The sequence below is a fragment of the Microcoleus sp. MON1_C1 genome (assembly GCF_036701945.1).
Classification (GTDB): domain Bacteria; phylum Cyanobacteriota; class Cyanobacteriia; order Cyanobacteriales; family Microcoleaceae; genus Microcoleus.
In genome coordinates, this window is the sequence record NZ_JAUBRO010000016.1 from 57,938 (window position 1) to 81,510 (window position 23,573).

Sequence of the window (23,573 nt, forward strand, 5' to 3'; positions counted from 1 at the left end):
GTATTAGTAGAGCAAGGATTCCTCGCTCTACTAACAGCCTTAAATCAGAGTAATTGCAGTCGATGCCGGAGCGCCGATCGAACCTGGACTAAAGCCCAAATTCACCACCCCACCAGTCAACTCAGGAAGATTGTTAATCGTCAGACTAACGGTAGTTTGACCGGGATTAAAGTTCACCGTGCCTCCAGTAGGACTCACAGGAAATGAACTGACAATGGTGTAGTCTAGGTTGTTCACAGGTTGAGCAGCACCAGGAGCAGCAATCAAATAGTCCACCGAAGCCGAAACCGAAGTATTGCCAGTCCGATTAATCGTAACAACTCCAGAACCACCATCAGTAATAGGATCGGGAGACGAACCGTAAAAGAAGGAAGTCGGAGCCACGCCGCCTTCAGCCACCGTGTAATTTGGTTGGGCGAACTGGAAGAGACTGCTAGCTGTCAGCGTCGGCGTCGCAGTTGTCGTCGTCCCAGTTGGCGCCACAACATCATTAATCGTCAAAATTGACGGAGGACCACTGACATTGCCACCCAAGAGCACCAAATTCACCGTTTCCGGCGGTTCCCCTGTTATGTCGCTCAAAGTCGTCACGGGGAAACTAGCGGTTGTTTGCCCCGCAGCAAAATTCAACGTCCCCGCCGCCGTAGTGTAATCCGCTGCTGTGCCTGCTGAACTTGCCGAACCGTCAAGAGTAGTGAAGTTAATCGATGCAGCCGCCGTGTCACCGGTGCGAGTAACGTTAATCGTAGCCACCCCGCCTTCAGCCACCGTGTAATTTGGTTGGGCGAACTGGAAGATACTTGGAGCTGTCGGCGTCGGCGTCGGAGTTGGCGTCGTCCCAGTTGGCGTCGTCCCAGTTGGCGCCACAACATCATTAATCGTCAAAATTGACGGATTACTGACATTGCCACCGAAGAGCACCAAATTCACCGTTTCCGGCGATTCCAAAATCAAATCACTCAAAGCCGTCACGGTGAAACTAGCGGTTGTTTGCCCCGCCGCAAAATTCAACGCCCCCGCCGCCGTAGTGTAATCCGCTGCTGTGCCTGCTGAACTTGCCGAACCGTCAAGAGTAGCGTAGTTAATCGATGCAGCAGCCGTGCCACCGGTGCGAGTAACGTTAACCGTAGCCACGCCGCCTTCAGCCACCGTGTAATTTGGTTGGGCGAACTGGAAGATACTTGGAGCTGTCGGCGTCGGCGTCGGAGTTGGCGTCGTCCCAGTTGGCGTCGTCCCAGTTGGCGCCACAACATCATTAATCGTCAAAATTGACGGATTACTGACATTGCCACCGAAGAGCACCAAATTCACCGTTTCCGGCGATTCCAAAATCAAATCACTCAAAGCCGTCACGGTGAAACTAGCGGTTGTTTGCCCCGCAGCAAAATTCAACGCCCCCGCCGCCGTAGTGTAATCCGCTGCTGTGCCTGCTGAACTTGCCGAACCGTCAAGAGTAGCGTAGTTAATTGATGCAGCAGCCGTGCCACCGGTGCGAGTAACGTTAACCGTAGCCACGCCGCCTTCAGCCACCGTGTAATTTGGTTGGGCGAACTGGAAGATACTTGGAGCTGTCGGCGTCGGCGTCGGAGTTGGCGTCGTCCCAGTTGGCGTCGTCCCAGTTGGCGCCACAACATCATTAATCGTCAAAATTGACGGATTACTGACATTGCCACCGAAGAGCACCAAATTCACCGTTTCCGGCGATTCCAAAATCGCATCAGTCAAAGCCGTCACGGTGAAACTAGCGGTTGTTTGCCCCGCCGCAAAATTCAACGCCCCCGCCGCCGTAGTGTAATCCGCTGCTGTGCCTGCTGAACTTGCCGAACCGTCAAAAGTAGCGTAGTTAATTGATGCAGCCGCCGTGCCACCGGTGCGAGTAACGTTAATCGTCGCCACGCCACCTTCAGCCACCGTGTAATTTGGTTGGGCGAACTGGAAGATACTTGGAGATGTCGGCGTCGGCGCCGGAGTTGTCCCCGTCCCACTTGGCGGCACATCATTAATCGTCAAAATTGACGGATTACTGCCGACATTGCCACCGAAGAGCACCAAATTCACCGTTTCCGGCGATTCCAAAATCGCATCAGTCAAAGCCGTCACGGTGAAACTAGCGGTTGTTTGCCCCGCCGCAAAATTCAACGCCCCCGCCGCCGTAGTGTAATCCGCTGCTGTGCCTGCTGAACTTGCCGAACCGTCAACAGTAGCGTAGTTAATTGATGCAGCAGCCGTGCCACCGGTGCGAGTAACGTTAATCGTAGCCACGCCGCCTTCAGCCACCGTGTAATTTGGTTGCTGGAACTGGAAGATACTTGGAGATGTCGGCGTCGGCGCCGGAGTTGTCCCCGTCCCACTTGGCGGCACATCATTAATCGTCAAAATTGACGGATTACTGCCGACATTGCCACCGAAGAGCACCAAATTCACCGTTTCCGCCGATTCCAAAATCGCATCAGTCAAAGCCGTCACGGTGAAACTAGCGGTTGTTTGCCCCGCCGCAAAATTCAACGCCCCCGCCGCCGTAGTGTAATCCGCTGCTGTGCCTGCTGAACTTGCCGAACCGTCAACAGTAGCGTAGTTAATCGATGCAGCAGCCGTGCCACCGGTGCGAGTAACGTTAATCGTAGCCACGCCGCCTTCAGCCACCGTGTAATTTGGTTGCTGGAACTGGAAGATACTTGGAGATGTCGGCGTCGGAGTTGGCGTCGGAGTTGGCGTCGGCGTCGGCGTCGGCGTTGGCGTCACATCAATGCCTTGATATTGAATACTCCGCACTAGGTAGTCGGAACTATCGCTTTTGAAGGAGGGATCGGTGGGGCTATCGTAGGCTTTGGCGGAGAACCGTAATTCGTCAAAAGCAACGCTAGTGGAATTTGCTTGTATCTGGAATGTGAAATTGCCATCGGCACGATCGCCAATGAAAGTCACTCCATCTGAAGACACAGCGATCGGTTTTTGACCGCTCGTCGGAGCGTTGGAGCGAGTGATCGTAAAATTGCTGGCCGATACCTCCGCCCCATTATTAAAGAGTTTCAGCAAACCAACTTCATTGCCTTGATCGTTCACTGCAGAACTTGATTTGGGAAGTAATGCACTGAGGCCGATCGTGGCGCTAGTGATATCTTTATTATCTGCCCATTTCACCTTCAGCACCTGAGATTTACTGGTGTTGGGGTCATAGTGGATTTCCGCCCGAACTTTAGTGACATCGGTGAACCAACTAGGATAATCAGATTGGACACCAACACCAGCGGGAGCGCCGTAGCTCAACCAGCTTTTAGGGTTTTCGTTCGTTGCTAACGTGAGGTTGGCGATGACTTCAGGGTTAGTGTAGTTCGTTTCCACGCCATCAAAAGCTATCCCAGACAGTTGGATGCCTTGATTCTTGGCGGCAGTAGGCCATTGTGTAATTAGGTCACTGATGCTGCTGTAATTAGTGGTTGTACCCAAAGAACCAGTGAATGAAGTAGCCATAGCTTCTGCTGTGATGATGAGTAATTAAGGATTAGAAGTGACTGAAAACCAGACGTTGGGCTTTCTTGTAGCGATCGGTCACTGCAAGAAAAATTTCCTCATACGTGCAGGTAAATCAAGTAAAAATGCTTGCCCAATGAGCATCTGAAGGTATTATTGCCCCCGATCGAATGTTTGGTGTAAATAATTACACCTACTTAGACATATTTACCTAGAGATGTTTAACTTTCATCATCAATAGGTTTTATCCGGAAAAAGTCCGATCTTTTTTTCAGCCCTATAAAAAGCGGGTTTTCCACATCTGTAGAGGAGAGCTGAAATCCCCGATTTCGGCCCCCAAGAGGCAGCTTTCACTGATTCAGGGGGCAAAAGTGAATCAGGAGAGACAATTTTGAGTAAAAATACTTAGAATTTTATATGTCTAAGCATCACCCAGTTGGGAATTTCTGAAAATTGAGGTTCGGGCGTAAGTTAAATCTGATTCCATTAAAAATGCGATCGTAAAAAAACAAATTTATTGCTGATCCGTAATGTGATTGACGATCGCTAAAAGATGTCAAATGGGTTCTATACTACTGCCAGAGTGACAAAATAGGGTTAATCGGACTAAAGCAGGAATTATGCACTTATCCCCCTCTGATTTGTCAGCGGCAACTCTACAATAAACTCAGTTCCTTCGCCAACCTGACTGACGCAACTGATCTTGCCACCGTGAGCTTGAACAATTACCTGATAGCACACTGAAAGTCCCAAACCCGTGCCTTTCCCGACAGGTTTAGTAGTAAAAAACGGGTCAAAAATCTTGTCTTGAATTTCCGCAGGAATGCCCGTTCCCGTGTCGCGGACAGAGATTGTTACCCAGTCCGGCTCGCTTTGCCAAGTGCGGATGGTTAATTCCCCCGGTTTGTTCGTTGACTGAAGCGCATCTAAAGCATTGTCAATCAAATTATAAAATACTTGGTTGATTTGACTGGCATGACATTGGACGGGCGGCAAACTGCCGTATTGCTTGTCTATTTTGATATGGGTTTTTAGCTTATTTTGCAGCATCAAGAAACTGCTTTCTAAACCTTCATTCAAATCTACTGGTTTTAATTCAGCGTGGTCTAAACGAGAAAAATTTCGCAGCGTCATCACGATCGAGCGAATCCTCCCGCTTCCTTCCCGCATTGAATTGACCAGTTTACCAAAGTCTTCTCGAATGTAATCGAGTTCTAGTTCTTCATTGATTCTGACAATTGCCTCCGCTGCTTCCGGGCAGGCATTCCCGGCCAGTTCTAGAGCTTCGTTCAAGGCTTTAAAATATTCTTGAGCATGAAACAAGTTAGCGTGGATGAAATTGTTGGCGTTGTTAATTTCGTGAGCAATTCCCGCTACCATTTGCCCCAAACCTGACATTTTTTCGCTTTGAATCAATTGCTGTTGCGCCGATCGCAATTCTTCTAACGCAGCCTGCAATTGCTGGGTTTGAGCTTGAGATTTTACCGCAGCATCTTGGACTTGGCTGTAAAGTTCTGCTTGCTGAATGGCGATCGCCATTTGGTTGGCTATCTGGGATAGCAACTCCATTTCTTGTCGCTCCCAATTGCGGGTATCCCGGCACTCGTGAGCAATAAGCAAACCCCACAGCCTACCGGGAAATTTAGGATTATAGTTTCCGGCTGTTTCGGGGTAACTTTCTTCAGTTCTCGATGTAACAATCGGCACGATCAGATTAGCTTTTACCTGCAAACGGTCTAAGAAATCAACGTGACAAGGCTCTAAACCAGCATTGAAAATATCATTAATTGCTTTGACTCGTCCTTGCTGGTAAAGATCGGCGTAATCTCCCCGGAAACACTTATCCGCCCCCATGTCTCCTAAAATTGAAGGCCAAGGGATGACCATATCTTCCACAACAACTTTTCCTTGCCAGTTGTCTTGAAACTGATAGATGATTACTCGATCGCACTGCAACATTTGGCGGACTTCCCTCACCGCTGTTTGTAGGATAGTTTCCAGATCTAGGGTACTGCGAATTTGGTTGCCGATCAGCCGCAGCAGTGATTCTCGTTCGGCTTGGCGCCTGGTTTTGCTATAGAGTTTGGCTTGATTGATCGCGATCGCCAATTGCGATGCTACCCCTTCTAAAAGCTGCCGTTCCCAATCAGTCCATTCCCGTTCGCGATCGCACTGATGCAAGCCAATTATGCCATTCACTTGACCTTGATAGCGAGTAGCTACTGCCACCATTGACTTAATCTCCAAAGCTTCGGCAATTTTTCGGGTTTGTGGGTTTAATCCCGGAAAATCGAGAAACTTCGTCACTGCTAGCGACTCTTGCTGAGACACGACGGCAGCCAAATGCGGGTTGTCAGTCATCAGTACTTTCATACCAAGTTGAATCGGATAGTCGCCCGCGTTGTACTCTCCGCGCGTGACTAAAGTTTTTTCTGTATTTGATTCTTTGACTAAAATGCTCACGCGACTGCACTCTAACGCTTGCCCCAGCAATCGGCAGGCCGATGTCAAAATTTCTTCTATGTCAAGTGTACTGCGAATTTCGTTATTAATTTGGTTCAGCAAGTTTGATAACTGAACTTGCTGCTGCATCTGCACGATTAGGGCTTTTTGTTGGTCTACTTCCGGCAGCGAAAGACTTTCTTCCTGCCTCCAGTTTTCAGATTCAGGCAACCGCGAAGTTACTCTCTGCCAGGGGTTTTCGTGTTCTTGTATTTTTAAAGACATATTTACTCAGGAGTTGTACAGTATTTTGATTGAGTCGGGTTTGTTAAACCTCTGCTTACCCCGCCAACAGCCCCATCGCAGCTACCAGGACTTTTGGAATATCTTAAGACATTATAAAGGATGCAGCCTGAGCAAAGCAATTTTTTGCTTTACAAATATTTATATTTAGCAAGTATGCCCTCTGTGGCCCACAATACTAATTGGCGCGTGGCATGGAACTTGGTCAGATGTCAAATAGAGTTAACCGCCGGCTTAACCTAATAAAATTAATCTAAAATCTATCTTTAGTTCAATGTTTGCGCGCGCTCGATCAACATGGAAAACTCAATTCCCGACAATTTTCGTTCGCCACCAAGAACCGACAACCTTATATCTGGATTAATAGGTAAAGACCAGATTAAAATAGCTTTGGCGATCGGCAATTCCCGGCTGCACTGGGGATTATTTGTGGGCAAAACCCTGGAGAAAATATGGGATACAGAGCATCTCAATGCTGATACTGTTTCCCGGCTCTCCGAGCAGGAAAAAGCCGAATATTTGGTGCAAACAGTAACCAGGTTGATCGAGGAAGTATCTTCTCAAAATCTCCTTTCTCTTCCTGCTACTCCCGCTTTTTCTAGTCCTCACACACTTTCTTTAGTGCCGCTGCCTCTAATTGTGGCCTCAGTAGTTACCCAGCAAACAGCAATTTGGCAGAGTTATCCTAATGTCCGAATTATTACTTTAGACCAGTTGCCGATCGGGGGACTCTATCCTACCCTGGGAATTGACAGAGCTTTGGCTGTACTGGGGGCTGGCAACCAATTCGGTTGGCCAGTTTTACTTATAGATGCTGGTACAGCTCTAACATTTACTGGGGCTGATGTCAATAGGTATTTAGTTGGGGGCGCAATCTTACCAGGTTTGGGTTTGCAGTTATCGTCGCTAAGTAAAAAAACCGCTGCATTACCTTTAATTAGTTTACCAAAAAATCTGCCGCACCGCTGGGCGAAAGATACTGCTGAGGCAATTCAAAGCGGAGTTGTGTATGCGACGGTGGCAGGAGTTAGGGATTTTATTGAAGATTGGCGGTGTTTGTTTCCTGATAGCAAAATTGCACTCACCGGGGGCGATCGCACTATGCTTTTAAAATACCTTACCGCAGCCTTTCCTGATACAGCTTCCGCAGTAATTGACGCACCCGAAGCCATTTTTTGGGGAATTACTCATGAGTTATGAGTCATAAGTTATGAGTCATTGTTAAGCGGGATGGGTAATGGCGAATTCTTCTTCCCTCTTGCCTCTTTCTTCCTTACCAATTCCCAATTCACTTAGCAAATTCCCGAATATACTTAGCAACAACATCCGGGACTTCCTGCGGCAAATTGCTTTCCCCCGGACTGACCAATTGCAGTTCGGCATTAGGAGCCAGAGCAGCATAGGATTGACACAGAGACGAAGCGGTGGCGGTATCTTCAGAACCGTGCAACAGCAAAACAGGCGCTTTCAGCAAAGGCAAATTCTCATCAACTAACTCCGCTGTAATTTCAGCCCGCCGCCGCCGGAACAGCAACTGCACGGCAACTCGCGACTGAATCAACTGCTGTCTGAACTTTAGCAGTCTGTCAATCTTGTTTTGAGTACCCAGCAACTTAGCAATTGGATAGATCGATCGCAGCCACCAAAAACCGAGGGGTGGTTGGCCGATCAGCCAGCTAGCCGTCTGCCACCGCCCCCGCCGGTTGCCAACCTTGAGGCCTTCTGGGGCCAACAAAACCAAACCCTGAACTCGATCGGGATATTTGATAGCGTAGCTGGTGGCCACCCAACCACCCAGAGAGTGAGCGATTAAATAAACCTCTCGCAGCTTCAAAGTATCGAGGTATTGAGCCAGACATTCTACTTCCAGGTCGATCGAATAATGAATTTTCGGACGTTCCGAGTCGCCAAACCCCAGCAAATCCGGTGCGAAGCAGTGGTAGTAGGGGCTCAAATGTTCAATCGTCCTCAGCCATTGACTGCTGTCGTGCCAAGAACCGTGCAAAAATACTAAATTCGGGCCTTGACCGACTTCGTGCCAAAAGATTTGCCCTACAGAGAGTTTGACCCGAGAATTGCGTAGCAGTGAGTACATCCGGTTAAATATTTAGTAATAAAAAGATGATTAATTTAATGTTCAGAGATTGTGAATAAAAGTAGGAAAACATTAAAAATTAATTCCACAGTCATCACAGACAATTTTTGACGGCGAGGTAATTTCCGACTTTTCTCAAATTTGGATGCCCCGCCGATTTACGCCAAAGTTGTCAGGCCTTGAAAATAGTCCTGTAAGTGCTGGCCGTTATCGTGGCTGAGCGCGCCCTCCGGCAGCGATGCGGGCAAAAAAGCCTCAACCTCGCTGACTTCAAGCGTATCCTGAACTTGCATATTGCCCTGCACCTCTGCAGCCACCACGATACAAATCGAGTGCAGGCGAGGGTCTCGATCGGCAGCCGAATAAACACCCACCAAGCGGCGGATTTTGACTAAATCGAGTCCTGTTTCCTCTGCTAATTCCCGCCGCACAGTTGTCGGAATATCCTCTCCCCAATCCACCATACCTCCGGGCAGTGCCCAGCGACCGTTGTCGCGGCGGCGAATTAACACAATTCGCCCGTCAGGCAATACGGGAATCACCGCTGTACCAGTGACGGGATGTCGAAAAATCAGCCCCAGCACAGTTTGTAAAATTTGCCACAATCGACGCATAAACTCAAAAGCTTGTTTAGGAGATAGTAATTTCAGGCCTCCTAGCTTGGAGCTCCGGAGTCTTAATTTTTAATTTTTCATTCACGCCAGAGCTCTGGCAAGTCTGCTAGGATCTCCGCCGCGTGAGTTTCTGGTTTGACTTTCCGATAAACCTTTTCAATCCTACCATCTGGGTCGATCGCGAAAGTCGATCGAGTAATTCCCATAAATTCTTTTCCCATAAATTTTTTGAGTCCGTAACAGCCGTAGGCGGTAGCAACTTCGGCGTTTGAGTCGCACAGCAAGGGAAAAGGCAGTTGATATTTAGCTGCAAACTTGGCGTGGGCCCCGGCCCCGTCTGTACTGACGCCCAGGACTGAAATATTGCGCGACTCGTACTCTAAGTAAATATCGCGAAAGCCGCAAGCTTCTTTAGTACAGCCTGGGGTATTGTCCCGAGGATAAAAGTAAAGTACAACTCGCCGCCCTCGAAAATCTCCAAGGCTGACGACATTGCCTTGCGCGTCGGGCAGGCTGAAGACAGGAGCTACGTCACCGGGATAAATCGTCATTTGTCGTCTTTTGTCAAGAGTATATAGAAATATTCGGCAAGAGCGAAAACCTTGCCTCCCATCGGGCCCGCAGTCCCAGCGACTTGAATCCCGGTGTTCTTTTTTCTGGGTCTTGTACCGTGTGTGCTATGATCGTCATCGGTCTAAAATTGAGTATAACTAGCCAACGTAAAAACTTAACTGGATTAGTTGAGTGCGTAGTCACACCTAACGGTGTTGCGGTTTAGGAAAGCTAAATTTGAAGAAAACCTAACTACATAAAGAGAACTGATCGAGTACGGTAGGGCATACCGGAATTTACGCTTGGGGAGAAGACACCTATATTTTGGCGGGAGCAATCCTGTCGCCAGTAAGTGACTTCGCTGAACCAAGAATCTCAGTCACCAAGAGTGCACGGAGTGTCAACCTTAAGAATCCCTGGGCGTGAAAGCCCGGGGACTGTCAATGTTTATTAGTGAGGTCAGAATGGCTAAGCGCCGCAATCTCAAGAAAGAGAAGGCACAACGAAATCAAGCATACGCTCGCAAGTTTCGCAAGCGGAGAAATCAAGATATGTTCTCCAACAAGAGAAGACGATTTGACGGCGGCAACGGCGGTGGCATGGGCGCCATGAGCGGCGGCAGAGACAAAGACATGGCTGCTGCTGAAGATTAATTGCTGAGGCTATCTGCCGAACTTAGAACCAGAGTGGAAAACACGATCGTTCTTTCGTAGAGATAGCCAGCCGGAATTTGTCCAATAATTCAATGATGTTTAGGCGAGTCGATCGCGCGCAGCGATAAGTGATTTTCTCACTTGTTCAAACCCGGTACCCCCGTAACTATTGCGAGCCGCCACCACTTGCTGAGGTGCGATCGCGCTGTAAATGTCTGTCTCAAAGGCTGGGTGCAAGTCTTTCCACTCCTCAAGTGTCAAATCTTTGAGGAGTTTGCCCCCCGAAAGGCAAGTTTTGACGACTTTGCCGACAAGGTTGTAAGCTTCCCGGAAGGGAACGCCTTTGGCGGCCAAGTAGTCGGCTACGTCTGTAGCGTTAGAAAAGTCTTCCGTAACAGCAGCAGCGAGGCGATCGCCGTTAAACGCGATTCCTTCCCGCAGCAAAATGGTCATTGCTTCCAAGCAACCCTGTACCGTTCTTACGGTATCAAACAAAGCCTCTTTATCTTCTTGTAAATCTTTGTTGTAGGCCAAAGGAAGTCCCTTCACTACTACCAACAACGCTTGCAAGTTACCGAACACCCGCCCCGCTTTGCCCCGCACCAACTCCGGCACGTCGGGATTTTTTTTCTGGGGCATGATACTAGAACCAGTAGCGCAGCTATCTTTGAGCGTAATAAATCCAAATTCGTGAGAAGACCACAAAATCATTTCTTCTGACAAGCGGCTCAGGTGTACCATAATCAAGCTGGCTGCTGCGAGAAATTCGATCGCAAAATCTCGATCGCTCACTCCATCTAAGCTATTAGCATAAACCTTGTCAAACTGCAATAGTTCTGCCGTATAATGTCGGTCGATCGGGAAAGTCGTCCCCGCCAGCGCGCCACAACCCAAGGGCGAAACATTCACCCGCTTGCAGATATCGCCGAGACGTTCCCAATCGCGATCTGTCATTTCAAAATAAGCTAACAGGTAATGAGCCAAACTGATCGGCTGAGCGCGCTGCAAATGAGTGTAACCGGGAATTAAAGTTTCCACGTTACGATCGGCAAGATCGAGCAAAACCCCTTGAAATTCCCGCAATTGCTCGCGAATTTCTGCGATGCGATCGCGCAAATACAAGCGAGTATCAGTACCTGCTTGATCGTTGCGCGATCGGGCCGTGTGCAACTTTTTCCCCGCATCCCCCACGATCTCCGTCAGTCGCTTCTCTACAGCGAAGTGAACGTCTTCTGCATCAACTCCCGGAACAAAAAGTCCTTGGCGGTATTCGCGGCGGATCTGTTCCAAACCATTGACTAACTGTTCGCCTTCTGCTGCGGAAATAATCCCGGTTTTGGCCAGCATTTTAGCGTGAGCGACAGAACCAGTCAAGTCGTACTCAATCAATTCAATATCGAAGCCAATACTAGCATTGAATCGGGCGATCGCCGGGTGCAGCGCCGATTCAAATCTTTGACTCCAAGTTTTTTGTTGTGTTGTCATTGCTCAAGCTAAAACTAGATTGTATCTCTCTTGCAGAAGTCTATAAAAACCGGTTTGTAGCAAAGACTTTAGTCTTTCATCCGGTTTGTAGTCAGCACTTTAGTCCTCCATTCCCAATTCGGCAATAAAAAACTCAATTCCTGACTACAAACTTTTTATACATCTTTTGACCCAAAAAAACTGAATTCTGGACTACAAAATTGGGAAACTTTTGCTGCATCCGAAAGAATTGAATTTGTGGCTACAAAATTTTTAAATCTTACATCCCTTCCCGATCGCTTCTTCGACAATAACTCTAACGAAAAATCCCTTTAAAGAACCAGCCAACAAAAATACCTATAAAAAAAGCTCCTATTTGACCAGTCGAAACAAAATTGTTCCAAGCTTTCTGGAAATTAGTAAAAATTTCGTAACTTTGACCCAAAAGCACCGTCGAACTCAAATGAGATTTCAAAACTACCACGTGAGCGACATCATTCCAAGTAATCGAACTGGTTAATCCAGCAGTAATTTCCGGCATTAAATTAACTATCATGGTGATTTTCTCCTGCTAAAGGTGTTACCCTAAGTACAACCAGTGTCATGTCATCTTCGTTACGATTGCCGATGCCAATAAACTGGTGTACCCGATCGAACAAATAATCCAAAATCTCTTCAGACTGCTGGTAATTTTGACAGGCCCACTGAAAAGCCGAGGTCAAGTTATCCTCGTCAAAGCGATCGCCCCTTTGATTAGCAGCATCGGTAAATCCGTCTGTGTAATAAATAATAGTATCTCCAGGCTGCAATTGCACTTGAGCTTCTTGGTAATGCGAATCAGCATCCAGGCCAATTAACATTCCCTCCAAAGTATCGAGCTGAACAATCGTATTAGTTGCAGCTTGCCACAGCAAAGGCGGGTGGTGAGCTGCATTGCTGTAAGACAAAACGCGAGTTTTCGGGTCATACTCCGAATAAAACAGAGTCACAAAACGGTGGGAATTTTCCAAATCCGCGTGCATAACCCGGTTTAAATGTTGCAAAATTCTCGACGGCGAGTGGCGGTTCAAAACCTCCGCCCGCAGCATACCCCGTGTCATCGTCATCAACAGGCCAGCCGGTACTCCTTTACCCATCACGTCGCCGATCACAATGCTCCAGCGGCCCTTGTCGATTTTGGACTTGAGATTTTTAATTAGGGATGGGGGGTTTTCCCCCTCATTCTCCTTGCCGATCGGGTCATAGTCAGCGGGAATAAAATCATAATAATCTCCGCCGACTCTGCTAGCAGTTTGGCAGCGGGCGGCCACGTCAACACCGGGAATTTTCGGACAACTGCGGGGTTGCAGCCGCAATTGAATTTCCGCCCCGATTTCTAACTCTCTGTCTAAGCGGTCTTTTTCCGCCAACTTAACAGTAAGTTCGTCTTTGCAAATAGCCACGGCGGTTTGATCCGCCACCAACCGAACTAATTTCTGTCTGCTGGGAGTCCAGAGATATTGCGGATCGCTGCTAAAAACATAAAGGCGTCCGCGTTCCAAATTGTTGACTAAAATTGGCGCCCCAAACAAATGAACATCCGGGCCCAAATAACGACCGACTTGCAGGTCTAGACTAGAAGTTTGCCCAGAGGTTTCCGAAAACGATGCAGCATTCGCGCCCGCACCTGCTGTAGCTTGCCTGGTGGCTATTTCCAGCGCTTTTCGCATATCTTGGCACTGCCGTCCTTCCTGACAGTGCAACTGCTGGAACCTGACTTGACCGTTGGGTTTGAACAGCACTAAAGCTCCCCCGTCGGCGTCCGTAACGCGAGTCGCCACCAAAGGCACCAACTCTAAAAATTGGTTGAGATTGTTAAAACTTCGCAGGGCAAATCCCAGCGAACCCAACATATCTTGAACGTTGTGCTGATATCGGTGCAAACGCGCCACCAGTTCTTTGAGGGCAAATACTGGCGTCGCGTCGGTGGAATTGCGACCCGAAGGGCGGTCAGCAGGTTGAGGTGAGGGGCGAGGCAAAGGCACAGCAGTCATTTTAAATTTGTGATTTTCGATCTTAGAGGGAGGAGGAATGATTGAGGACTTAGGGGTCACTTGAACAGAAACCCGTTTTTTTTAGAACAAGTAGTTTGGTTTGAGCAAGTAGGTTATGTACTGGGACATTCGTATCAACTTAACTCTGAAATTCTTAAGCAATCTCGTTTATAGCTGAGTCTAGATCCCCCTAAATCCACGCCGCTTGCTTTACTGGGGGGGCCCCAAGACCGCAGCGGCTTCCCTTAAGAAGGGGGACTTTAACGATTTGCTGTCGCCCTTCTTAAGGGGAGGGCCAGGGGGATCGAGAAGACTGTGCAATCAAACAGCAGACTGATACTAAATGTGAGCTTAATTTGACACACTACTGGCGCTTTGAACCCAAACCAGCAAGAACAGGGGAAGGTATTGTTTCTAAGTATTTAGTTTTCACTCGCCACCCGTGGCGATCGGCGCAAGTCCTGCGATGGTAGTTTGAGGTTAATGATTTGAGATTTTGAACCTCTGTATCCGCCTCCAAAAATCGGGACGACCACAGATACCCGATCAATCTAAAATCTAAAATCTAAAATCTAAAATCGAGTAGGGCTTCCACAAATTCGTAACTAGAAAACGGGCGCAAGTCTTCGATGCTTTCCCCAACTCCAATAAAGCGGATTGGCAGACCAAGCTGCTGCACTACAGCTAGGGCAACACCACCTTTAGCAGAACCGTCGAGTTTTGTCAATACTACTCCGCTTAATTTGGCCGATTCTGCGAACACTTCTGCCTGTCGCAAACCATTTTGACCCAGTGTGGCATCCAAAACCAGTAGAGATTCTACGGTAGCGCCTGGGGCTTTCTTATCTACAATGCGACGGATTTTACTTAATTCGTCCATCAGATTTTTTTTGTTTTGCAGGCGGCCTGCGGTGTCTACGATCAGGAGTTCTGTGCCTCGGGCGCCCGCAGCGGCGATCGCATCAAACACGACAGCAGCCGGATCGGTATTTTTCCCCGGGTTGGCAATAATTTCGACCCCACTGCGCGAACCCCAAACTTTTACCTGTTCGACGGCGGCGGCGCGGAAAGTGTCGGCGGCGGCAATTAGGGTTTTGTAGCCGGATTTTTGGGCAATATGGGCAAGTTTGCCGATCGTCGTAGTTTTGCCCGCACCGTTGACTCCTACGATTAACCAGATGTTAAAAGTGTCTTTTTCCGGGGCAAATGTCAGGCTGTAGGCGGGATTGCCGGCGGCGGTTTCGGCACAGGGAGCGTCGAGAATGTCGCGCAGGATGGTTTTCAGGTAGGCTAGAGCCTGTTCTGGCGGCAGCACTTCTTGCGTGAGCCTTTCTTGGAGGCGACTGATAATGATGTCGGTGGCTGCGACTCCGACATCAGCTTGCAGCAGTAAAGTCTCAATTTCGGCTACCGCGTCTTGATTGAGCGGGCCTTGACCGACGATCGCCTTTAGTCGATTAATTAAGCTGCGACGAGTTCTTTCTAAGCCTTTCCGCAGTTTTTGCAGCCAAGTGATTTCTTCGACGGATACTTGTTCTGGCCGGCGGCCTTGACTGGCTAAGATTTCTGATGACCACAGGAAGCCTTCGTCAAAGGCGAAACCGGGAATTTCTTCGATAATTGCCGCTCTCTCGGCGGCGGCTGCAATTACTTCTGGTTCTTCAAGGGCGGTTTCTTTGAGGCGTTCGATGCGCTCCATGCGATCGGCCTGAGCTCTGGCCCAAAACGGCAGGGCTTCGGCTGCTTCGCCCTCGGATGCGAGTGATTCGGTTTCTACAACCTCCCTTGCAGGTTCGGCAATTTCTATATTTTCTGCTGTAACTTCTAATTGTTGAGCAATAGGTGCAATGTCGATCGCCCCGGCTGTGGGTTGCAGAGTTTCTGCAAATTCTGCTGGCTTGGCTGCATCGAGTTCGATCGCCTCGGTTGCTTCAAGTGCCGCGGGTTCTGCAACTTCTGTAACTTCTGCAACAGTTGGTGCTGTGGGTGCTGGTTCAAGTTCGATCGGCTCGGTTGCTTCAATCGTCGCCGGTTCTGCAACTTCTGCAACTGTCGCGATTTCTGTTTCGGCTGCTGGAACCTCGGGCGCTGCTGTCTCGGAAACTTCTGTTTCGGGTTTTTGCTGTTTTTGAATATTTTTGTAAGCAGCTTTTGCCCAATTGAGATAATCTTCGGCTACAGCAGGAGAGCCTTGCTCTGTTGCATCTGTTTGAGGCTCAACCGGTGCGGATTTTGCCGACTCATCTTGCGGCTGTTCCGGGGTTGCCTCTGTTTCTGAAGATTTGCTTTCGCTGTACTGGCGACGAAACCAATTAAATACCATAGGAAATTGGGAATATAGTTATTAGTCCTTAGTTTAGAGCGGATTGCGAATTGCGGATTGCTCATGACTCTTGGTAAGGTGCACCGAAGAGCACCCTACAGACTCTTGACTGAGGACTAAGGACTACTGACTAACAACTTCTGCCTTGATTTTATCGACTACTCGGCGGAGGACTCCGTTGATGAAGCGATGTCCTTCGTCACCGCTGTAGCGTTTTGCCAGTTGGACGGCTTCGTTGACGCTGACTTGTTCGGGTAAGGCGAGATATAGCATTTCGGCGATCGCGATTCTCATGATATCTCGATCGATCCGGGGCAACCGTTCTATTTGCCAGTCTACAAGGGCTTCCGAGAGCAATTCATCAATTTGAACACGGTTGGCGCTGACTTTCGTCAGGATTTGCAAAGCATAGGTGCGGACATCTTGCTGGTTGGCTAGCTGGATCAGTTCTGGAAACTCCATTGCTGAACCGAGACGGTTGATTGCGGTTTGGGTGAGTTCGACTGCTTCCCGCACCATTGCTCTAGCACTTTGTATATCGGCAGCGCGGATTTCGCTGGCAAGCAGTTTGTCGCTACTCCGCTGCACTTCGGATGCTGCTGCTTCTAGGGCTTCTTGAACTTCTGTTGTCAGGGTACGGATGGCGGCGAGGAGAACATCTTGCAGTTTTTTGGCTTCTAAGAGTTCTGGATTCGCCGGCAGTTGGCTGATCCCGAGGAGCGCGAGTTCGCGTGCTGTTTCGCGGGCTTTTTTCATAGTTTGTTAGATAGGAATTGGGATTTTAGGAATTTCGGAATTTTTGAGATTGCTAGGCGCTGGTTCAGAGCATAGACTTGGACTTTAGCAGAAAAACTCGCAAAAAACCCGCCCTGAGTCACGATTGTTTCTGGGTAGGTTTTGGACAGATATTATCTGTTATTGGGAAAGTAAAGTTTAGAATTTGAAGCCCGCTAAAAATGGGGAGCATCTGAGTTTTGCTTTTACAGGAGTGCGAGCGGGACGCCCGCTATATATATATATATGTAGCGGGCGTCCCGCTCGCACTCCTAAAAAACGCTTTTTACTCTCATTGAGATGCTCTCTAAACCTGACCTACAGATTGATGTCTTCGTTTACTCTTCTTCGACTGGGACAGCCTGGTATCTTGATTCGGATACCAAGGGTTCGAGTGTTTTGCCCTTGATTTTTTCGGGGGTTACTGGAACTGAGTTGCTGGGGTTGACGATGCCGCCAGAGATGATGACTTTAAAGGCATCTTCGATCGACATTGACAAATTGACTAAATCTGCCTCCGGGACTATAGCGTACCATCCGGTAGTGGGGTTCGGAGTGGTGGGGATGAAAATGCCGATCGGGGTTTCACCCGAAAGGTGAGGTGGGATATCGTTACTCTCGATCGTACCGGTCACAAATGCTAACGTCCAGATTCCCCGCCGGGGATATTCCACTAACACCACGCGGCGAAATTTGTCGTTTGAGTTGAGGATGGTTCCCAGCAGTTGTTTGAGGGTTTTGTACACCGAACCGGCTAGGGGAATTGCCTGCAACAGCCGTTCGCCAAAGTCTAGCAGCCACTTGCCGAAAATGTTGCGGGCCATTAAACCGATGACTAAGATGCTCAGCAGGGGTACAGCCAGACCTACTAAAAGATTTAGCAGATTCACCAAAATCGGGTTGAGTCCGTCAAAAGGGTTGATCTGCTTGGGAATTTTGGTGAGAAAATTGATGACCCAATTGGCGACGGTAATTGTCAGCCAGATGGTGGTAGCTAAGGGTATCACTACCAATAGTCCTGCGATCAGGTCGTTTTTTAAGTCTTGTTTGATGCGTTGGAGCACGGCGGGTCAAATCTCCTCGTAACTGGTTGCCAATAACCTGAATAAAGCTGAGACTAAAGCAACTGCACGGGCTTTACTGGAAGTCACCATAGACGATCGTGTTCAATTCTGCTAAACCCTACCCTTTCTGAGGGGGAAGAGTTAGGGATCGCCGGTGCTGTACCTCTATTTTAAAGAATTATTGCAAGTTGGCGCTTGGTTTTAATATATGCAGGCTGTGCAGCAGCTCACCGTATTGTATATTTTAAGACACTTTGGGTTGGTTCAATCAATAAGCCGATCGCTCAGAGGCAGCCTGGGAGTGCAAGTTTAGCGAGTCCAGAGAAAATTTTCTGTTATTTGTATAGGAAATTAATTGGTCGATCGAGCTTTCTCAGATTTTCGGCTGGGTGGCACTTCGTTGTACCGAATTCAGGGGAATCTATCCAGGTTGAGTGCAGTGTCTATCCAAAAATCTATCTTTGGATAGATGCACTATGACATTTTTTGGTATAAAATTTTTTATTCTTGAAGACAGACAGCGATCGACAAGGCAACAGTTGCCTACCCTGCAAGTGTTGCATATTAGGCAAATCCGACAAAAAGTAAAGCAGACAGACCAGCAACTTTGACTTTTTTTGACACGATCGATCTATATTCAGGAAATAAGGGCAGAATTCAAGCGAATTCGAGTTTGAGAGCAGCGGCAAAGCAATATAGCATTAACTCGGGCATCACTACAAAAAAAAGAATCTGCCAAACGAGGTAGCAGTAGTTAGTAGCAAGCGAGATAAATTACTACATAGCTAGTTGTTTCTAGCCAGAAGCGCGAAACTATTGGTTCAACAGGCTATAGCTAAACTGCTGCATAGAAGCAAAACTCCAGCGGTGCCGATTCCTTGGAAGCAGACGAAACTTAAGGAAAAACAAGCGTACTAGCCAATTAAGTCAGAGCCGGGATTCACCTCGCGGCAAGCAGCAATAGACTTGATTAGAAGTTAGGATTGAGATATGAATGCTCAACTAATGAAACCAATTGATTTTTACATTTTTTTATGCGATTCAAAATGCAATAATTTTTTGGGCTTCACTTAAAGCCGCAGCCTGATAAAATTTTGTATCCGATAATTAATATTTAAGTAAAAGGAATTTTTGTGAAAACGCTTAGTATCCTCTTAGTAGAAGACAGTCCCCTAGATGCCGAACTGATCGAGGCATATCTAAAGGATGGCGGGCTCGAATTTTCTCTGGTGTGTGTGGAAAATCGAGAAGACTTTGCCGCGGCGCTGGAAAAACAACGTTTTGACATTATTTTGGCAGATTATATGCTGCCTGGTTTTAACGGGATAGCTGCACTGGAAATCGCCCACACTAATTGTCCGGGAGTGCCGTTTATTTTTGTTTCGGCTACTTTGGGCGAGGAAGTGGCGATCGAAACTTTGAAAAGCGGCGCTACTGATTATGTTCTCAAACGCCGTTTGATACGCCTGGTGCCGTCGATTCAGCGGGCCCTGCGGGAAGTTCAAGAACGGAACGAGCGCAAGCAAGCCGAAGCACAGCAGCAGGAGAGCGAAGCTCGATTTCGGATTATGGCAGATACCGCGCCGGTGATGATTTGGATGTCGGACACTGACCAACTTGGCGATTACTTTAACAAAGTTTGGTTGGAGTTTACCGGTAGAACTTTGGCGCAAGAAATGGGCACGGGTTGGATGGAAAACTTGCACCCAGATGACTTGCCAGAATCTCTGGATATTTACCAAAAAGCCTTCAAAGCTGGCAGCGAGTACCGGCTCGAATGCCGCCTGAGACGCTATGACGGCGAATACCGCTGGGTTTTGGGTACAGGCGTACCCCGGTACAGGCCCGATCGCACTTTTGCAGGTTACATCGGTTCTTACATCGATATTAGCGAGCGAAAACAGGCAGAACAAGAACGCGCTGCAGCTTTGTCCCGCGAACAAGCAGCGAGGTTGCAAGCAGAAGAAACTGCTAAAGCGCTGCAATTGGCAAACGATCAAATTACTAACATTCTCGAAAGCATTACCGATGCTTTTATCGCTGTTGACTTAAATTGGAACTATACCTATGTCAACCACCAAGCTATTGAGCTGTTAGGCAGACCAAAAGCCGAACTGATTGGTAAAAATTTTTGGGATATATTTCCCTGGGCGGTCGATTTACCGTTTTACAAAATGGCTACCAAAGCATTAGCAGAAAAAGTAACAAACGAGTATGAGGGATTCGTACCGTTATGGAATAAGTGGTTGAAGATGCGTTTTTATCCTTCCGATTCTGGTTTGTCGGCTTACATCCAAGACGTTACCGATCGCAAGCAAACAGAAGCTGCACTCCAAGCTAGCGAAGAAAAGCTGAGAATGTTAGCAGAAGCTAACTTAATAGGAATTATCTTTGGGGATGTAAACGGCGGTATCCTCGATGCCAACGATGAATTTTTGCGGATAGTTGGTTACACGCGGGAACACTTGCAGCGCGGGGAATTAAACTCGATTGACATCACGCCGCCGGAGTACCAGTCTCTCGACAAGAAAGGGATGGCAGAGGCACAAGCAACGGGGGCTTGCACTCCCTACGAAAAGGAATTCTGGAGGAGAGACGGCAGCCGGATTCCGGTGTTGATCGGATATGTTTTGCTGGCACAAAAGCGGCAAGAATCTGTGGCTTTTATTCTCGACTTGACGGTTGGCAAGCAGTTGGAAAGAGAACTGCAGGATCGAGCTCAGGAATTGGCGCGGGCGAACCGGATTAAAGACGAGTTTCTAGGAACTTTGTCCCACGAATTGCGAACGCCGCTGAATGCGATGCTGGGATGGGCGCAACTGCTGCGAAACCGCAAGTTTGACGAAAAAACGACTGTTCGGGCTCTGGAAACGATCGACCGCAATACACGCTCGCTGGCAACTCTGATCGAGGATTTGCTAGACGTGTCCCAGATTATTAGCGGGAAACTGTCGCTGAATTTGCGGTGGGTGGATGTGATTTCGACTGTTGAGGCTGCGATCGATACTCTCGCGCCCGCGATTGCGGCCAAAAATATTGAAATTGTGACGGATTTCGACCCAACTACCGGGCGGATTTTTGCCGATTCGGGCCGGTTGCAGCAGGTAGCCTGGAATTTGCTGTCGAATGCGATTAAGTTTACTCCCGATGGCGGACAGGTGAAGGTGGGGGTGCGAAAGATGCAGGGGACTTTGGCCCCTGAGGAATCCGCTTGCTGTAAAAAATTGTCGCCCGCTACTGTGGAAATTGAGGTTAGCGACACGGGAAAAGGGATTTCAGAAGAGTTTTTGCCGCACGTTTTCGAGCGGTTCAGCCAAGCTGACAGCTCTACAAGGCGATCGTACAACGGATTGGGTTTGGGTTTGGCTCTGGTGCGGCATTTTGTGGAAATGCACGGGGGGACGGTGCAAGCCGAATCCGCCGGGAAGGGAAAAGGGTCGAGGTTTTTAGTGAGATTGCCAATTCAACAGCTTCCTGGCGACGGCGGATTTTCTGTTGCCGGAATCGGGGAGTTGGCGATTCCTCCAAGCAAGGCGCGAGCCCCTGTAAAGGAGTCTTTTGTCAACAGCAATCTTTCTGGAGTGCGGGTATTGGTGGTCGATATCGACGCGGATTCCCTGGATTTTGCCTCTACCGTGCTCGAAGATTGCGGGGCCCAGGTGGAGACTGCTAGCTCTGGAAAGGGTGCGTTGGAGGCGATTGAAAGGCTGAATCCGGATGTGTTGGCGATCGATATCGGGATACAGGCCCTTGACGGAGAGGCTCTGCTGCAACAAGTGCGATCGCGGATGGTGGACAGGGAAATTCCGGCGTTGGCGTTCACGGTGGTTGGTAGGGTAGAGGAACGCATACGGGCACTCCAGCAAGGTTTTCAAATTTACGTGCCCAAGCCGATCGAGCCTGCTGAGTTGGTGGCGGTGGTGGCAAGTTTGGTGGGGCGATCGAACGATTTTAGATTTTAGATTTTAGATTGACTCGGCGAGGACGGAAATCCTAACTACAAACCAATTTTCTTGCATTCGAGCGATCGGATAATAGTTCTTAGGACTAAGGCCAACTGGTAGATTAAACAAAAATATGTAGTTGCGGTTGTGCGCTCTTAGCTGAGGAAAGAGCGTACAAGCGCAACTACATACTTAAAATTTAAGCTTTATTTGTGACAGTTGCCCTTAGTCCTAATCCTGTCGAAAAACTTTTTTTATTATGAATTAGACTTAGAAATAATTTGTCAAGTCCCCAAAGTTATAAATTTAATTGGGATCACAGTGTGTAGTTTTTGATACTGAGAACAGTTTCTAAAAAGAATGCAACTGTAGAAAAGTTCCAAACCCTGATAATTATCAGTAGTCCGACTTTTAAAATCTAAAATCTAGAATCTAAAATCTAAAATCTAAAATTGTATGAGATTCAGGGACGATCGCCCTTAACAGTCTCTCCTCAAATATCAAGTTCAGCAATTAGCTGCTTAATTAAGCATGAATTTTAGTTACAGTTAACCTAATTTGTCATACCCCAAAAGTTATAAATTTAATTTAAGTCAAAGTTTTTAGCTTTTGATCGGAGGCGCAGGGACGATCGCCCCTAACACTATTTCCTTAAATATCAAGTTCAGCAACGAGATGCTTCATTAGAGAAATATTCAGCCGGCATAAATGCTTCTAACACTCCTCTATTGCCCGCCGTGCAAGGATTTTTGGGTTCTTGGATGTGGACTGGTCGCCCGCTTCCCACTAGCGACGGCTAGATACCAATTGCACCCGGCCGGCATCCATTTCATCCATTAATAACTCTAAAGCCTCATAATCAATATCCGAGATGTATCCCAAACGGGTGAGCTCGTAGTTGATTTCGTTTTCAATGTCAGGCGTCAACTGCTTAATGTAGAGGGCTTTTTCTACAAGTTGACGGATAGCATGAGTTGCTTGCATAGTAAGTCGGAGAACTCCGTACAGTTTAATTTTCCTCTGAAGTGTCGAGCAAACAGGTGATCTAGATCAGAACTAACCAGTGATTTTAATTACATTGTTCAGTTTTATTGAACAGCTAGGGCAAAGTCGATCGCAATTTTTACAGTTACCAAGACTTGCGCCTGCTGGCATAAATAAAAAATAGTATAGTAGCTTACGTTTCCTAGCCAAATCTTACGCAAAAATTCATAAAAAAGAGTCAATAAATAAAGATTACGTAAAATTACTGAAAACAACTGGTCGGTTTGCCTCAGATTAAGTTAGGCTCAGAGTAATCAAGTAGGTTTAGGCTTACATCCGTCCAGCACAGTAGTTGAAAATACGTAGCAATCATAGGTTTGACATATGCAGACACTTCTTGCCCATAAACCAATTACGGTGATTCGACCCCTAGACTACCTGAATGCAGCCACCTGCGGAGAATTCGGACGGCAACTAACGACAGCAATTTCAGCCCCCGGAGTGGTAGCGGTACTCGTAGATTTGGGCGCAGTAACATTTATTGACAGTGCCGGTTTGATGGCATTGGTTTCAGGCCTCAAGCAGGCGAAAAAAATGGGCCGCAGGTTTAGTCTGTGCTCGGTATCCCCCGGGATTAGGATGATTCTGGAACTCAGCCAACTCGATCGAGTTTTTGAAATATTTGAAAATGTCGATAGCTTTGATGCCGAAAACTCCTGCGTAAAACAACACTGATAGAGCCTCCTAGGCCAGGAGAACAGGCAACAAAACACCGCACATTCGGTTAAATTCCCGAAAAGACAGACGACTGTCGTTGGCGTGTTGGCAGATTTTAAGGTAGGCTGCTTAAGAGTCGC

At 47.9% G+C, this 23,573-nt stretch carries 16 protein-coding genes; 4 read left to right on the plus strand and 12 right to left on the minus strand.

Annotation, left to right across the window (positions count from 1 at the left end; genetic code table 11):
- Nucleotides 1-39: 39 nt before the first annotated feature.
- Nucleotides 40-3,471 carry a Calx-beta domain-containing protein gene (locus QUA62_RS11415; RefSeq protein ID WP_333404045.1) on the minus strand — a complete coding sequence of 1,144 codons (3,432 nt, stop codon included), beginning with the start codon at nt 3,469-3,471 and terminating at the stop codon, nt 40-42.
- 618 nt (nt 3,472-4,089) lie between these two features.
- On the minus strand, nt 4,090-6,198 hold the full coding sequence (locus QUA62_RS11420; protein WP_333404047.1) for a GAF domain-containing protein: 2,109 nt from the start codon (nt 6,196-6,198) through the stop codon (nt 4,090-4,092).
- Between the two features lie 315 nt (nt 6,199-6,513).
- On the opposite strand from QUA62_RS11420, the gene QUA62_RS11425 reads away from it, so the two are divergent.
- Nucleotides 6,514-7,416 (plus strand): pantothenate kinase, encoded by a 903-nt coding sequence (locus QUA62_RS11425; RefSeq protein ID WP_333404049.1) that lies wholly within the window; start codon nt 6,514-6,516, stop codon nt 7,414-7,416.
- 88 nt (nt 7,417-7,504) lie between these two features.
- On the opposite strand, the gene QUA62_RS11430 is transcribed toward QUA62_RS11425, so the two are convergent.
- The 3 genes from QUA62_RS11430 to bcp all read right to left on the minus strand — a co-directional run bounded on the left by QUA62_RS11430 (nt 7,505) and on the right by bcp (nt 9,476).
- Nucleotides 7,505-8,311 carry an alpha/beta hydrolase gene (locus QUA62_RS11430; RefSeq protein WP_333288581.1) on the minus strand — a complete coding sequence of 269 codons (807 nt, stop codon included), beginning with the start codon at nt 8,309-8,311 and terminating at the stop codon, nt 7,505-7,507.
- 158 nt (nt 8,312-8,469) lie between these two features.
- Nucleotides 8,470-8,925 carry an NUDIX hydrolase gene (locus QUA62_RS11435; RefSeq protein WP_333404051.1) on the minus strand — a complete coding sequence of 152 codons (456 nt, stop codon included), beginning with the start codon at nt 8,923-8,925 and terminating at the stop codon, nt 8,470-8,472.
- Nucleotides 8,926-9,002: 77 nt separating this feature from the next.
- Nucleotides 9,003-9,476, minus strand: a complete 474-nt coding sequence (bcp, locus tag QUA62_RS11440) for a thioredoxin-dependent thiol peroxidase (protein ID WP_333404053.1) — start codon at nt 9,474-9,476, stop codon at nt 9,003-9,005.
- Nucleotides 9,477-9,941: 465 nt separating this feature from the next.
- Between bcp and QUA62_RS11445 the strand changes: the two genes are divergently transcribed.
- A complete protein-coding gene (locus tag QUA62_RS11445; protein ID WP_006632360.1) occupies nt 9,942-10,130 on the plus strand; it encodes a hypothetical protein in 189 nt (62 codons plus the stop codon).
- A gap of 99 nt (nt 10,131-10,229) precedes the next feature.
- On the opposite strand, the gene argH is transcribed toward QUA62_RS11445, so the two are convergent.
- The 6 genes from argH to QUA62_RS11475 all read right to left on the minus strand — a co-directional run bounded on the left by argH (nt 10,230) and on the right by QUA62_RS11475 (nt 17,788).
- A complete protein-coding gene (gene argH, locus QUA62_RS11450; RefSeq protein WP_333037250.1) occupies nt 10,230-11,615 on the minus strand; it encodes an argininosuccinate lyase in 1,386 nt (461 codons plus the stop codon).
- Between the two features lie 295 nt (nt 11,616-11,910).
- Complete coding sequence (locus tag QUA62_RS11455) at nt 11,911-12,150, minus strand: hypothetical protein (RefSeq protein WP_333404055.1); 240 nt, start codon at nt 12,148-12,150, stop codon at nt 11,911-11,913.
- Complete coding sequence (locus QUA62_RS11460; protein ID WP_333404057.1) at nt 12,140-13,627, minus strand: PP2C family protein-serine/threonine phosphatase; 1,488 nt, start codon at nt 13,625-13,627, stop codon at nt 12,140-12,142. Before QUA62_RS11460 ends, QUA62_RS11455 begins: the two co-directional genes overlap by 11 nt.
- Nucleotides 13,628-14,192: 565 nt before the next feature.
- A complete protein-coding gene (ftsY, locus tag QUA62_RS11465; protein WP_333404059.1) occupies nt 14,193-15,950 on the minus strand; it encodes a signal recognition particle-docking protein FtsY in 1,758 nt (585 codons plus the stop codon).
- A gap of 123 nt (nt 15,951-16,073) precedes the next feature.
- Nucleotides 16,074-16,706, minus strand: a complete 633-nt coding sequence (gene nusB, locus QUA62_RS11470) for a transcription antitermination factor NusB (RefSeq protein ID WP_333288569.1) — start codon at nt 16,704-16,706, stop codon at nt 16,074-16,076.
- Between the two features lie 356 nt (nt 16,707-17,062).
- Complete coding sequence (locus QUA62_RS11475; RefSeq protein WP_333217617.1) at nt 17,063-17,788, minus strand: DUF502 domain-containing protein; 726 nt, start codon at nt 17,786-17,788, stop codon at nt 17,063-17,065.
- A gap of 1,133 nt (nt 17,789-18,921) precedes the next feature.
- On the opposite strand from QUA62_RS11475, the gene QUA62_RS11480 reads away from it, so the two are divergent.
- Entirely contained in the window at nt 18,922-21,750 is a 2,829-nt protein-coding gene (locus tag QUA62_RS11480; protein ID WP_333404061.1) for a PAS domain S-box protein, read from the plus strand.
- 768 nt (nt 21,751-22,518) lie between these two features.
- Here the strand turns inward: QUA62_RS11480 and QUA62_RS11485 are convergent.
- Nucleotides 22,519-22,716 (minus strand): hypothetical protein, encoded by a 198-nt coding sequence (locus tag QUA62_RS11485; RefSeq protein ID WP_015176637.1) that lies wholly within the window; start codon nt 22,714-22,716, stop codon nt 22,519-22,521.
- A gap of 384 nt (nt 22,717-23,100) precedes the next feature.
- On the opposite strand from QUA62_RS11485, the gene QUA62_RS11490 reads away from it, so the two are divergent.
- Complete coding sequence (locus QUA62_RS11490) at nt 23,101-23,451, plus strand: STAS domain-containing protein (protein WP_333217619.1); 351 nt, start codon at nt 23,101-23,103, stop codon at nt 23,449-23,451.
- The last annotated feature ends 122 nt before the right edge of the window (nt 23,452-23,573 follow it).